Annotated in this window: 10 protein-coding genes; 7 read left to right on the forward strand and 3 right to left on the reverse strand. The window is 69.6% G+C overall.

The window, feature by feature from the left end; genetic code table 11:
- Positions 1-19: 19 nt before the first annotated feature.
- The 3 genes from ACO0LU_RS11435 (at position 20) to ACO0LU_RS11445 (ending at position 2,933) form a co-directional block, all read left to right on the forward strand.
- Positions 20-847 (forward strand): hypothetical protein, encoded by an 828-nt coding sequence (locus tag ACO0LU_RS11435; protein WP_424791478.1) that lies wholly within the window; start codon positions 20-22, stop codon positions 845-847.
- Entirely contained in the window at positions 847-2,454 is a 1,608-nt protein-coding gene (locus tag ACO0LU_RS11440; protein ID WP_424791479.1) for a DNA polymerase Y family protein, read from the forward strand. The genes ACO0LU_RS11435 and ACO0LU_RS11440 overlap by 1 nt, the downstream gene beginning before the upstream one ends.
- A 71-nt stretch (positions 2,455-2,525) precedes the next feature.
- Positions 2,526-2,933: a cyclic nucleotide-binding/CBS domain-containing protein gene (locus ACO0LU_RS11445; RefSeq protein ID WP_424791480.1), complete on the forward strand. Its 408-nt coding sequence runs from the start codon at positions 2,526-2,528 to the stop codon at positions 2,931-2,933.
- Positions 2,934-2,948: 15 nt separating this feature from the next.
- Here ACO0LU_RS11445 and ACO0LU_RS11450 read toward each other — a convergent pair whose 3' ends face one another.
- Positions 2,949-4,145 (reverse strand): Gfo/Idh/MocA family protein, encoded by a 1,197-nt coding sequence (locus ACO0LU_RS11450; protein ID WP_424791481.1) that lies wholly within the window; start codon positions 4,143-4,145, stop codon positions 2,949-2,951.
- A 171-nt stretch (positions 4,146-4,316) separates the two neighbouring features.
- Between ACO0LU_RS11450 and ACO0LU_RS11455 the strand changes: the two genes are divergently transcribed.
- Both ACO0LU_RS11455 and ACO0LU_RS11460 read left to right on the forward strand, forming a co-directional pair.
- On the forward strand, positions 4,317-5,651 hold the full coding sequence (locus ACO0LU_RS11455) for an HNH endonuclease (protein WP_424791482.1): 1,335 nt from the start codon (positions 4,317-4,319) through the stop codon (positions 5,649-5,651).
- On the forward strand, positions 5,648-8,884 hold the full coding sequence (locus tag ACO0LU_RS11460) for an error-prone DNA polymerase (RefSeq protein WP_424791483.1): 3,237 nt from the start codon (positions 5,648-5,650) through the stop codon (positions 8,882-8,884). Before ACO0LU_RS11455 ends, ACO0LU_RS11460 begins: the two co-directional genes overlap by 4 nt.
- Positions 8,885-8,935: 51 nt before the next feature.
- On the opposite strand, the gene ACO0LU_RS11465 is transcribed toward ACO0LU_RS11460, so the two are convergent.
- Together ACO0LU_RS11465 and ACO0LU_RS11470 are read right to left on the reverse strand one after the other, a co-directional pair.
- Positions 8,936-9,913 carry an aminoglycoside phosphotransferase family protein gene (locus tag ACO0LU_RS11465; RefSeq protein ID WP_424791484.1) on the reverse strand — a complete coding sequence of 326 codons (978 nt, stop codon included), beginning with the start codon at positions 9,911-9,913 and terminating at the stop codon, positions 8,936-8,938.
- Positions 9,914-9,953: 40 nt separating this feature from the next.
- Complete coding sequence (locus ACO0LU_RS11470) at positions 9,954-10,427, reverse strand: tRNA (cytidine(34)-2'-O)-methyltransferase (protein WP_424791485.1); 474 nt, start codon at positions 10,425-10,427, stop codon at positions 9,954-9,956.
- An 800-nt stretch (positions 10,428-11,227) separates the two neighbouring features.
- Between ACO0LU_RS11470 and ACO0LU_RS11475 the strand changes: the two genes are divergently transcribed.
- Together ACO0LU_RS11475 and ACO0LU_RS11480 are read left to right on the forward strand one after the other, a co-directional pair.
- Positions 11,228-11,443 carry an excisionase family DNA-binding protein gene (locus ACO0LU_RS11475; RefSeq protein ID WP_424791486.1) on the forward strand — a complete coding sequence of 72 codons (216 nt, stop codon included), beginning with the start codon at positions 11,228-11,230 and terminating at the stop codon, positions 11,441-11,443.
- Complete coding sequence (locus tag ACO0LU_RS11480) at positions 11,440-12,729, forward strand: tyrosine-type recombinase/integrase (protein WP_424791487.1); 1,290 nt, start codon at positions 11,440-11,442, stop codon at positions 12,727-12,729. The genes ACO0LU_RS11475 and ACO0LU_RS11480 overlap by 4 nt, the downstream gene beginning before the upstream one ends.
- The last annotated feature ends 10 nt before the right edge of the window (positions 12,730-12,739 follow it).

The following is a 12,739-nucleotide window of genomic DNA, read 5'->3' on the forward strand; positions in this document are numbered from 1 at the left end:
TGTGAGTGGAGGAGGTGTGATGACGACGGCGACGACGAAGCAGGCGAAGATGGTCGCCGCCCGGCGGGCGCTCGCCGCCGCAGAGGTCGCGGTGGGGGTGGTCGCCGGGACGGGCATGGGCGGGGTCACCGACGGGGGCGGCACCGACGCGGGCGGTACCGGCGGCGGTGGTGGCGGTCTCGGGCGACAACCGCAGGGGCAGCCGGTTGCGGAGCAGCCCGGATGCCAGGGTCTGGCGGTGCCCGGGGCCCTGGCCCCGTTGTTGCCCGGGGGATTGCGCCCAGGCATGATCGCGCAGGTACACGGGTCCACCACGGTGCTGCTGGCCATCGCCCAGTCGGCCGCGGGGGCCGAGCGCTGGTGCGTGCTGGTGGGCATGCCCGATGTGGGGTGGGCTGCGGCCGCGGCTGCCGGACTTGACCTGAGCCGGGTGGTCGCGGTCCCCGACCCGGGGCCGGATGCGGCCGCTGTGCTGGGTGCTCTGGTGGACGGGTTCGATGTGCTCCTGGTCGGAGCGTGTCCGGGTCTGAACCCTGCGGGCCGGCGGTCCCTGACCGGACGGTTGCGCCGGCGAGGAGCGGTGCTGCTGACCGACCAGCACTGGCCCGGTGCGCACGTGGCGTTGCAGGTGCAGCCGGCGGTGTGGTCCGGGGTGGGCCACGGGCACGGGTTGCTCACCGGGCGGGAGATGGTCGTGCACTCCCTGGGCCGGGGGCAGCTGGCCGGGCCGGCGCGACAGGTGCGGGTGCTCGCCGGGGCCGATGGGCTCTCCTCCGTCCCGGAGCAGACCGACGAGCGCGGGCGACCGTGGGTCGGCGGCGACCCGATCCTGGCCGAGGTCGGCTGATGAGCCCGTTGACTGAGTCCGCAGCACCTCCGGTGGGCACCAGGCTGGCGGTGTTGTGGGTACCGGACTGGCCGGTGGCGGCCGCGATCGCCGAGGGGCTGGTCGGGGCGCACGAGCCGGTCGCCGTGCACGACGGGCGCCAGATCGTGGTTGCCGGTGCGTCGGCCCGTGCGGCTGGGGTGCGGCGGGGGATGCGCCGGCGTACCGCCCAGGGACTGTGCCCGGACCTGGTGCTGATCCACACAGACGAGGGCCGGGACGTACGGGCTTTCGAACATCTGGTGCAGGCCGCGGAGGATGTGGTGGCCCAGGTGCAGGTGATGCGTCCGGGCCTGATGCTCACCACCGCCGACGGGCCGGCCCGTTACCTGGGCTCGGAGGAACGTGTGGCCGCGGACCTGATCGAACAGGTCGCCACCGCCACCGGTGCCGAGGCGCAGGTGGGCGTGGCCGACGGGTTGCTGGCGGCGGTGCTGGCTGCCCGGGACGGCGTGCTCGTGCCCCGCGGTGGTGCCCGTGCCTACCTGGCCGGCCGGGACGTGCGGGAACTGATGGTGGTGGCCACCACTCAGCAGTTGCGCCGGGAACTGACCGACCTGATCGATCTGCTGCGCCGGCTGGGCATCGCGGCGCTGGGGGACATGGCTGCGCTGCGCCCCGCTCAGGTCGGGCCCCGGTTCGGTGCCCTGGGAACCGCCGTGCACCGGCTGGCCCAGGGCCTGGATGAGTACCCCGTGCCGGCTCACCGCACCGAACCCGACATCACCGCGCACGCCGAACTGGACCCGCCGGTACAGCGGGTGGATGTGGCCGCTTTCGCCGGGCGTCGCCTGGCGGAGGAGGTGAACAACCGGATGTTGCGCCGCGGAGTGGTGTGCACCCGGTTGCGGGTGCTGGCCCGGACCGAGGACGGGCTGGAACTGGAGCGCACCTGGCGTATCGACGGGGCGCTGACCGCCACCGAACTGACCGACCGGGTGCGCTGGCAGTTGGAGGGATGGCTCAGCGGACGCAGTGGTGAGGTGCCCAGTGCTCCATTGGTGCACCTGGAACTGGCCGCCGAGGAGGTGCATCCGGCTGCGGCGATGGGCGAGGGACTGTGGGGGCGCAACACCCGGGGGCAGGAGCACGCCGGCCGGGCCGCGTTGCGGGTACAGGGAATGCTCGGGGCCGAACAGGTACTCGCCCCGGTGCTGGAAGGCGGGCGCACGCCCAGGGGCCGGGTGCGACTGGTGGCCTGGGGGGACGAGACCAGCCCCCGTCGTCGTCCGGACGCCCCCTGGCCCGGGCAGATCCCGCCCCCGCTGCCGGCCACGGTGCCCACCGAGAAGATCCAGGTGGAGTTGGCCGATGCCGCCGATCGTCCGGTGCGGGTGGGCCCTCGCGGACTGCTCGGTGCGGACCCGGCCCGGGTGGAGATTCCGGCGCCACCGTCCTGGTCGGGGCGGTGGGCGGTCAGTGGTTGGGCCGGACCGTGGCCGGTGCGCGAGCGCTGGTGGGCCGGTGGGCGCGGACGCACCTATCTGCAGGTGGTGTGCACCGAGGGGCCGGCGCTGCTGCTGTGCGCCGAGGGTGAAGAGTGGTGGGTGGAGGGCATCTATGACTGACGACGCCACTGCGCCGGGACCCACCGGGCGAATACAGCCCGTAAACCCCCCGGACGTGGCACCGTAGAGGCATGGGACACGGCAACGTCACACCGCAATCACCGGTGCGGGATCTGATGAGCACTCCGGTGGCGATGGTCAGCCTGGGCGACTCGTTGCGACATGTGGCCGAGGAGCTCGCGGCCAACGCCATCGGCGCGGTCATGGTCACCACCGAGACCCGCTGCGTGGGCATCATCACCGAGCGTGATCTGGTCGAGCACGTGGCCAACGGGGCGAACCTGGAGAACCTCACTGCCGAGGAGGTGCTGTCCTCCGATCTGGTCACCGCCACCCCTGATCAGAGCGTGACCGAGGCGGCCCGGCAGATGGTGGAGGCCGGGATCCGGCACCTGCCGATCTCCGACTCCGATGACGTGATCGGGCTGATCTCGGCCCGCGACGTGCTGGTCGTGCTGACCGGTGCGGCGACGAATTAGCGCACGGATCAGCCGCTACCCGCTGGTCTGCGACGCCTCCGGCACCTGACCGGTCCGCACCGGCACACCGTCGTAGTCCCCGGCGAGCACCTCAGCCACCCGGATCGGCTGCCCGAGTGTGGCGGAGAGGTAGATCGCACGCACCGTGGCCAGGGCGTTCAGGCCGTGGTCCAGCCCCACCCAGGGCTGTCCGCCGGAGCGAATCGCTCGAACCACGTCAGCCCACTGCAGGGCGTGGGAGTCCCCGTACTGGCTGGTGTGCGAGCCGGCCGGATCGAACCCGCCGAGCACGTTCTTGTTCTCATCCTCCTGGGCGCCCACCTGGTTGGCGACCCAGGTGGCCCCCTCGGCGTCGCGGGCGTGGAAGTAACTGAGCAGGTCCCCTTCGATCACGGCTGAACCGTCCGTGCCGTGAATGCCCAGACGCACGCCCAGGTCCGGATACACCGTGGTGGAGGCGTGCACGGTGGCCAGCGCGCCGGAGGTGAACCGGATCACCGCCACGGCCACGTCCTCGACCTCGATGCGTTCGTGGCCCAGCCGGGCGGTGTAGGCGAAGACCTCCAGCGGCTCACCGAGGAACCACAACAACAGGTCCAGGGTGTGGATGCCCTGGTTCGCCAGCGCCCCGCCGCCGTCCTGGGACCAGGTGCCGCGCCAGTCCCCGGAGTCGTAGTAGGCCTGCTTGCGGTACCAGTCCACGTTCGCCGCCGCCGAGGTTACCCGGCCCAGCCTGCCCCGCTCGATGGCCTCGTGGATCGCCATCGCCGAGGGGTCGTGCCGGTGCTGGCTGATCACGCTGACCACCTGCTCCGGGCGGGTGGCGGCAGCGGCGTGCAGGGCACGGGCGGCGGGGAGGTCGGCATCGAGGGGCTTCTCCACCACGACGTGCAGCCCGGCCTCCAGGGCCTGGCCCGCCAGGGCGGCGTGGGTGCCGCTGGGTGTGCAGACGGCGACCACGTCGAGGCCTCCGTGCGCCAGCGCCTCGTCCAGGTGGGCGTAGCGGCGTGGGGCCTGGCTCGCGGCGCGGCTCTCGGAGCGGGTGAGCAGGTGCGCGAGTTTCTCCGTTCGCTCGGCGATCGGGTCGACCACCGCCACCACGTGCAGGTCAGGGCTGGCTGCGGCCACCTCGGCGTGCAGGGTGCCGATCACCCCACATCCCACGATCGCGATCCGCAGGGCCTCGCCAGTGGCGGGTATGGAGGTGTTCATCCGGTCCGGGCTTCCTTCACGTCGTGGGTGCAAGCGCTTACCGCAGCCTACTGCGAAGTCGCGGGGCCGGCGTCCTTCAGCCGGCGTCCCCCAGCCTGAGTGGGACCGGGTCGAGGCCCTCGAGCGGGGCTGCGGTGGGCGATGTCGGTGCATCGCTGTACACTCAAACACATGTACGAATCAGGTGCTGATCGGGGCGTGGCTGCCGGTGTGATCACCGGGTGGACCCAGGCTTTGACGCGCCTGGATCAGCAGGTCTCGAACCCCGAGCGGATCGACCAGATCCGCGCCCTGGAGGAACTCAAGGCCGCCGCGGCCGCAGCCCAGGCCCAGGTCAGCGTGGACCTGCTGGAGGCGACCCGGGCCGAACGTGCTGCTGCCGGAGTGCCCGCCGACGAGCGCAGCAAGGGCGTGGCCACCCAGATCGCCCTGGCCCGGCGGGAGTCTCCGGTGCGTGGTGGTCGCTACCTGGGCTTGGCCACCGCACTGGCCGAGATGCCGAACACCCGCCGCGCGCTGCGGAACGGGCGGATCAGTGAGTGGCGCGCCACCTTGCTGGTCCGGGAGAGTGCCTGCCTGAGCGTGGCCGATCGCGGTCGCCTCGACGCCGAACTCGCCGGTCTCGATCTGGAAGGCCTCGGGGACCGCCGGCTGGTGGCCGAGGCGAAGAAGATCGCCTATCGGATCGATGCTGCGGCCCAGGTTCGTCGAGCCTCGAAGGCCACCAGTGAACGTACCGTCTCCATCCGGCCGGCACCGGACACGATGGCCTATCTCACCGGGTTGCTCCCGGTGGCACAGGGCGTGGCGGTGTACGCGGCGCTGACCGCACGCGCCGAGACGTTGCGCGGCCAGGGCGACTCTCGTTCGCGCGGCCAGATCATGGCCGACACCCTGGTCGAGCGGGTCACCGGGCAGTCCGAGGCCGAGGCCGTCGCCCACCAGGTGCAGTTGGTGATCACTGATCGGACGTTGCTGTCCGGAGACGGTGAACCCGCCTACGTGCCCGGCTACGGTGTGGTGCCCGCGGCGTGGGCCCGGGAGCAGGTGCGCACGGCGGATGATCGCCAGGTGTGGATCCGCCGGCTCTACACCGCACCCACCACCGGGCAACTGGTGGCCATGGACGCCCGTTCCCGTCGTGCGCCGGCGGGCCTGGCTGCCTTCATCGACGCCCGGGATCAGACCTGCCGCACGCCCTGGTGCGAGGCCCCGGTGCGTCACCGGGACCACATCCGGGGGGTGCAGGAGGGCGGAGCGACGTCCGCCCAGAACCTCCAGGGCCTGTGCGAACGGTGCAACTACACCAAGGAGGCCCCGGGATGGTGGGCCCGGGCACTGTCCACCTGGGATTCCCATCAGACCGAACTGAGCACTCCGACCGGGCACCGGTACCACTCGCGCGCCCCGGTCCAGCCCGGACCCAGGCAGCGACGCGGACCGGACCTGCAGCGGGAGAGCATCCTGGAGCGGTCCCTCGGCGCGGTACTGGTGCGTGCCGGATGAGTGCCTACGCCGAACTGCACGCACATTCGGCGTTCAGTTTCCTCGACGGTGCCAGCCAACCGGAAGAGTTGGCGATCGAAGCCGCCGGGTTGGGGTTGTCCGCGATGGCCCTGACCGACCACGACGGCCTGTACGGGGTGGTGCGCTTCGCCGAGGCGGCCCGGACGCTGGGGCTGCCCACCCTCTACGGTGCCGAACTGGGACTGCCCGATCAGCACCTACTGGCCCTGGCCCGTGGGCCGGAGGGGTACCGGCGCCTGTCCCGGGGGATAGCCAGGGCGCACCTGGCCGGTGGTGCGAAGGGGGCACCGGCCTATGACCTCCCCGAACTGGCCGACCTGGCCGCCGGTAACTGGTTGGTGCTCACCGGGTGCCGGCAGGGCGCGGTCCGTCAGGCCCTGGAACCCCAGCCAGGAAGGTTCGACCTGCCGGCCGCCAGACGTGCCCTGGCCGAACTCACCGAGGCGTTCGGGCCGGAGAACGTGGCGGTGGAGATCACCGACCACGGTGCCCCGTGGGACTCGGTGCGCTCGGACGCCCTCGCCGAACTCGCCGATCGGGCCGGACTGCCGCTGGTGGCCACCGGTGCGGTGCACTGTGCCCGCCCGGACCAGCAGCCGCTGACCGACGTGCTCGCCGCCCTGGCCCAGCGCTCCACCCTGGAGGAGATGGACGCCCGTCGTCCACCTGCCCCGGCTCACCTACGCGGGCCAGCGGAGATGTACGCGCGGCACCACCGCCACCCGCAGGCGGTGGCCACCAGTGCGGCGCTGGCCGCCGAGTGTGCCTTCGATCTGGACCTGATCGCCCCGAATCTGCCGCCGTACCCGGTGCCGGAAGGGCACACCGAGGCCACCTGGCTGCGTGAGTTGGTGCGCCGTGGGGCGCTGGAACGTTATGGCCCCCCCGATGCTCCCAAGCACCCCAAGGCCTATGCCACCATCGCCCGCGAACTGGACATCATCACCGATCTGGGCTTTCCGGGGTACTTCCTGATCGTGCACCAGATCGTGCAGTTCTGCCGCGAGAACCAGATCCTGTGCCAGGGCAGGGGGTCGGCCGCCAACTCCGCGGTCTGCTACGCCCTGGGCATCACCGCCGTCGACGCCGTCCAGCACACCCTGTTGTTCGAGCGGTTCCTGGCCCCGGGCCGCTCCGGGCCGCCCGATATCGACCTGGACATCGAGTCGGCTCGCCGCGAGGAGGTGATCCAGCATGTGTACAGCCGCTACGGGCGCACCCACGCCGCCCAGGTCGCCAACGTGATCTCCTACCGGCCCCGCTCGGCGGTGCGTGATGCGGCCCGTGCCTTCGGATACGACGTGGGGCAGCAGGACGCCTGGTCCAAGAGCATCGAACGGTGGAGCAGTCTCAAACCAAGCCCGCCGGTCGAGGCACCCAAGGAGCGCACCAGTGAACAGGAGCGACTGCGCCGCGACGGTCCCTGGACGCCCGGGCCGGAGGTGGTCGCCGCCGCCGACGCCGCCGGTGGTGATCTGGAGAGCATCCCCGAACCGGTGATCGACATCGCCGAGCAGATGCTGCGCCTGCCCCGCCACCTGGGCATTCACTCCGGGGGAATGGTGCTGTGCGACCGGCCGGTGATCGATGTGTGCCCGGTGGAGTGGGCCACCATGCCCGGGCGCACCGTGCTGCAGTGGGACAAGGATGACTGCGCCGACGCCGGCCTGGTCAAGTTCGACCTGCTCGGCCTGGGCATGCTCACCGCGCTGCGGCTGGCCTTCACGATGATCGGCCAGATCGAGGGGATCGAACTGGATCTACACTCGATCGGTCAGGAGGACCCGGCGGTGTACGACCTGCTCTGCGCGGCCGAGACGGTGGGGGTCTTCCAGGTGGAGTCGCGAGCACAGATGGCCACCCTGCCCAGACTCCGGCCGCGCGCCTTCTACGACATCGTGGTGGAGGTCGCCCTGATCCGCCCGGGACCCATCCAGGGGAACTCGGTGCACCCCTACATCCGCAGGGCCCGCGGCAAGGAGGAGGTCACCTACCTGCACCCCCTGCTGGAGCCCACCCTGAAGCGCACCCTGGGGATCCCGCTGTTCCAGGAACAACTGATGCAGATCGCCGTGGACGTGGCCTCCTTCACCCCCGCCGAGGCCGACCAACTACGCCGGGCGATGGGATCCAAGCGGTCAGCCGAACGGATGGAGGCCCTGCGGGAGCGGCTGATGGCCGGGATGGCGGCCAACGGGATCAGCATGGAGGTGGGGGAGCAGATCTACGACAAACTCAAGGCCTTCTCCGACTTCGGGTTCCCTGAGTCCCATGCCTTCTCCTTCGCCTACCTGGTCTACGCCAGTGCGTGGCTGAAGGTGCACCACCCCGAGGCGTTCTACGCCGGGCTGCTGGCTGCCCAGCCGATGGGGTTCTACTCACCGCAGTCCCTGGTGGCTGATGCCCGACGGCGTGGCGTGGTCGTGCACCGGGCCCGGCTGGACCGCTCGGCCGCTCAGGCGATCGTGGTGCGTGAGGATGACGGCACCTTGGCGGTCCAACTCGGCCTGGCGCCGGTGCGGGGGATCGGGGAGAAGACCGCAGAGCGGATCGTGGCGGCGCGCGAGCAGGCTCCCTTCGCCGACCTGGCCGACCTGACCCGCCGGGTGCGCCTCAGCGCTGCGCAGGTGGAGGCGCTGGCCACCGCCGGGGCATTGGAGTGCTTCGGGCACTCCAGACGGGAGGCGTTGTGGCTGGCCGGGGCCCTGGCAGCCGAGAGCGGACGCCGGCACGGGAACTGGGTGCAGGACGTGCTGCCACTGACCGCCGTCGGGCTCGATGTGCCCGAACTGACCGGGATGGACGAGGTAAGTGCCGCCGTCGCCGATGTCTGGTCCACCGGGGTGTCGGTGGACTCCTTCCCCACGCAGTTCCTGCGGGAGGATCTGGACGCCCAAGGGGTGCTCACCGTAGCGCGGGCCTGCGCGGGGCTGGACCGGCAGCGGATCCGGGTGGCCGGGGTGGTTACCCACCGGCAGCGCCCGGCCACCGCCCGGGGGGTGACGTTCCTGTCCCTGGAGGATGAGACCGGGCTGATCAACGTGATCTGCTCACCGGGGGTGTGGGCGAAGTACCGCAAGGTGGCCCGCACCAGCGCCGCCCTGGTGATCCGGGGGGTGGTGGAGTACGCCGAGAACGTGACCAACCTGACTGCCGATCAGATCAGTCCGCTCAGCCTGCGGGTGCCGGCGAAGTCCCGGGACTTTCACTAGGTGCGCTTCCCCGGCAGGTTGTGAACGGGTGAGCCAGATCCGACGGTGAGGTCAGTACTGCTGGGCCAGCATCGCCCAGATCCGTACCGCAGGCAGGTCGCGCAGGTTGTGCTGCTGCTGGGCCGGGTCGGGCCAGGTCTCCAACCGCCACAGCACCGACTCCACAGTGCGGGCACACGCCCACTCGCAGATGCGCCGGGCCGGCACCCCCAACACTTGCTGAGCCATGCCGATCCGGGGCGCCAGCACACCGGCTGGATCGGGATGAGCGAACGGGTCATCGATCTGGGCCAGGATCGGCCACAGGTCGTAGCCGGGGTCGCCGACCATCGGTTTGGGGTCGATCGCCAGCCACCGGGACGGACCGGCGGTGGGGGCATCCAGGAGCACGTTGCCGGGGTTGAGGTCACCGTGCAGGGCCACGGTCGGGGCCGGCGTGGCAACCGGGTCGGCGAAGGCGGCCAGCAGGTCCAGTCCGTACTGCATCTCGGACCGGAAGCCCTCGTACAGGTGGGACCAGGTATTGGCACGCTCGGTGGCGATCGTGGACCAGTTTGCGGCCACGCCGCGAAGGGATGGCATCGTGAACTCCTCCAGCGGCGCCCGGTGCAGATCGGCCAGGATGTCCATCGCGATCCGCAGCCGGTGCTCCGGGGGTGCCTGGTCATTCAGCAGCAGGTCGCCCGGCCTCGCCCGGCGCATCAGCAGCGCCCAGTCACCGCCGTGGTGATCGAGCAGTTCCACGGCCGAATGGCCCTGCCAGATCCGCAGTGCGATCGCCTCGAACTGCGCCTCCGAGTGGGGGTAGGTGATCTTCAGCACCACCGGGGTCCCATCGGACAACCTTCCGGGGGCGGTCCAGGACGCGGTGCCCACGCCGAATGGCTCGCCCAGATGCAGCGACCAGCGACGCACGGCCCGTGCCACCAGTTCCGGAACTCGCCGCATCCACTCCGCACCCTGAGGGGTTGAGCCGGCTCCGGTGCTCAGTGCGTGGGGGATCGGAACGGCAGGAGGGGGCTGGGTCACGGCCCATACTTTAATGCCGCCGGCCCTCTTCGGATGGTGCCTATTCGCCGGTGACGTATCCGTGCTGGCGCCAGGCTTCGTAGGTGGCGATCGCTGCGGCATTGGACAGGTTCAGCGAGCGCAGGCCCGGACGCATCGGGATGCGGACCGTGTCGGTGACGCGTTCGTCGGTGCCGATGTGGTCGGGGAAACCAGCCGGCTCGGGGCCGAAGAGCAGAGTGTCGCCCGGTTGGTAGGCGATATCGGCGAACAGGGTGCGCCCGCGCCCGGTGAAGGCGTACACGGTCCCGTTGGCGTGCTCACCGACCCAGGCCATCGCGGCGTCGAAGTCCGGGTGGACGATCACGTGCGCAAGGTCGTGGTAGTCCAGTCCCGCACGGCGCAGTTTCGCGTCCGATAGATCGAAGCCGAGGGGCTCGACCAGGTGCAAGGTGGTACCGGTGACCGCGGACATCCGGATCGCCGCTCCGGTGTTCGGGGGGATCCGGGGTTCGAAGAACATCACATGGAACACAGCAGATAGTGTCGCTGGCTGGAGAGGCGGGTAGTCTGCTTGTGTCGGCGCACCAGCAGCCCTAGGGCTGCTCCGGTCGACCAGTGTGCGGGTACCGAGTAGGGCGTGGCGCGAGCCTGCCCGCCAGGCGTCGAGGTCGAAAATCCCGGCGCACTCATTCGGCTACTTCTGCGGTGGCAATGGGGGCGCCGCCTGCACCGGAACCTCCTGCGAATCTCACTACATGCTGGCCAGAATCGCACCTGGATCGGTCTGCTTCTTGTTTTCGCCATGCCCTTCGGTCGTTCGCTATGGCCACGGCCGGGTTGACGCAGATGAACTGGGGAAGGCTGGTCGGCCTGGCTGCCACAGGAGGCTTCCTGTGGTCCTGGTGGCTGATCGGACTCGGCTATATCCCTGCCGTCGCCACAGACCTCCCGCCCTGGCTCTGCACCATCGCCGGTATCGCTGTGGGATCGACTGCCGGTGCCGCCATCGCTCTTATCGGCACCCGGGGACGACGGTTGCGGCTCAAGAATCCGACTGGTTGATGTACCGAGCCCGCCCGGGCAGAGGGGAGGGGATGGTCTTAGGCGTCCTGAGAACACGTGTGCTCCAACGGTAAGTGTCCAGAGGGGGACTTGAACCCCCACGCCCGCGGCGAAGCGGATTGGCAGAATGTCAACAGTTTCCGGCGATCAACGATGCTCCTGGCACTGGTGGTGTGCCATTTGGTGTGCCAAACGGGGCTGGGCAAGGGGAGGAAGGCACCCAGATACATCCCGTGGCACGAGAGAACATCGCCCGCACACATAGAGGCCATGAGTACAAACGAAACCATCACCACGATGACTGAAGCCCTTGCCGCCGACCGCCCCACACTGACCGTCAAGGAGGTGGCCAGCCTTCTTGGGGTCGATGCCCGAACCGTCTACCGGGCCATTGAAGATGAACAACTGCCCGCGCTTCGGGTCGGCACGAAGCGATTGATCCCCCGCCTGAAACTCATGGAACTGCTGGGTGCTGACGTCGCATGAGCAGGCGCAAGCACGGCGAAGGGAGCGTCTACTCCTACGTGCGCTCAGGTGTCCGCAGGTACCGGATCCAGTGGTACGAGCGAGAGGGAACCCACGACCCTGACTCGCCATTGCGGCGCCGGTCCCAGGGAGGTTTCCCCACCGCCAAGGACGCGGCAGCCGCGCTACGCCAGAAACTCAGTTCCCTCGACCGCGGAGATCCGACGAGCACAGCGCGTGGAGGTCTTACCGTGGGTGGGTTCATGGACGAGTGGGTGGAAGGTCACCGTGTGGGTGAATCCACCAAAGCCGGATACCTCAAAATAATACGGTTGCATATCAAGCCCTACATCGGGGAGGTGGAACTGGCGAAACTTACCTCCACGCGCTTGGCTGCGCTGTACCGGCAACTGGAATCCAGCGGCCGGCGCAACCACAAGGGGGAACGCACCGGCGAGGGCCTGGGACCAAACACCGTCCACAAGGTGCACCAGGCTCTATCTGTCGCACTCGACTCCGCCCTAGGCGACGGCGTGATCCGGAACAACCCGACCAGGCTCAAAGGGGCCAAGCCTCCGACGACCAAACAAATCAAGGAGGCCAAGGGGGAGATACTCGTCTGGACCCTCGGGGAACTTACCCAGTTCTTGAAGTGGGCTGACCACGAAGACCGAGAGATGTCTCCGGCGTGGACGTTTATCGGACACACCGGTGTCCGCCGAGGCGAAGTGGTTGGGCTGCGCTGGTCGGACCTCGACCTCCCGACGTCGGCCTCCATCCGCCGCACCGTGGCCACCATCAAAAAGAAGGGGCAACCCGAGTACGACCTAACGAAGAAAGTAAAGGGTGGCCGCCCGCGCAAAGTCGAACTGAACACCGACGTCACCTCGGCCCTGCGAGACCACCGGCGCAGGCTCGCAACCGTCGACATGAACCGGATCCGCGCAGACCGGCCGGTGTTTGCTAATCCCAGCGACGGTCACCAGATGCGCCCGAACTATGTCTACCGGCGCTGGACCAGGGCGGTGGAGCGATACAACCTGGACCACCGCACAGATCCACTACCACCCATCACGGGGCACGAGTTGCGCCACACCCACGCCAGCATCCTTCTCATCGCAGGCTGGCACCCCAAGGCAGTGCAAGAGCGCCTCGGGCACGCCTCATTCCAGATCACCATGGACCTGTACACCCACCTGATGCCGTCGATGCAACGGGACTCCATGGACGCCTACCAGGCGATGCTCGACCGGCAGCGTGAAGAGGAGGCCAGGCCGGGAAGGCTTGTTGAGACGGGGGAAGACTAGGCGGCGCGGA

Source organism: Pseudactinotalea sp. Z1748 (assembly GCF_049725185.1).
GTDB lineage: Bacteria > Actinomycetota > Actinomycetes > Actinomycetales > Beutenbergiaceae > CALKWS01.

What these genes read in the sequence shown, in the direction of transcription:
- ACO0LU_RS11435 (WP_424791478.1), top strand. Translation starts at nt 20, where the DNA reads ATGACGACGGCGACGACGAAGCAGGCGAAGATGGTCGCCGCCCGGCGG.
- ACO0LU_RS11440 (WP_424791479.1), top strand. Translation starts at nt 847, where the DNA reads ATGAGCCCGTTGACTGAGTCCGCAGCACCTCCGGTGGGCACCAGGCTG.
- ACO0LU_RS11445 (WP_424791480.1), top strand. Translation starts at nt 2,526, where the DNA reads ATGGGACACGGCAACGTCACACCGCAATCACCGGTGCGGGATCTGATG.
- ACO0LU_RS11450 (WP_424791481.1), bottom strand. Translation starts at nt 4,145, where the DNA reads ATGAACACCTCCATACCCGCCACTGGCGAGGCCCTGCGGATCGCGATC.
- ACO0LU_RS11455 (WP_424791482.1), top strand. Translation starts at nt 4,317, where the DNA reads ATGTACGAATCAGGTGCTGATCGGGGCGTGGCTGCCGGTGTGATCACC.
- ACO0LU_RS11460 (WP_424791483.1), top strand. Translation starts at nt 5,648, where the DNA reads ATGAGTGCCTACGCCGAACTGCACGCACATTCGGCGTTCAGTTTCCTC.
- ACO0LU_RS11475 (WP_424791486.1), top strand. Translation starts at nt 11,228, where the DNA reads ATGAGTACAAACGAAACCATCACCACGATGACTGAAGCCCTTGCCGCC.
- ACO0LU_RS11480 (WP_424791487.1), top strand. Translation starts at nt 11,440, where the DNA reads ATGAGCAGGCGCAAGCACGGCGAAGGGAGCGTCTACTCCTACGTGCGC.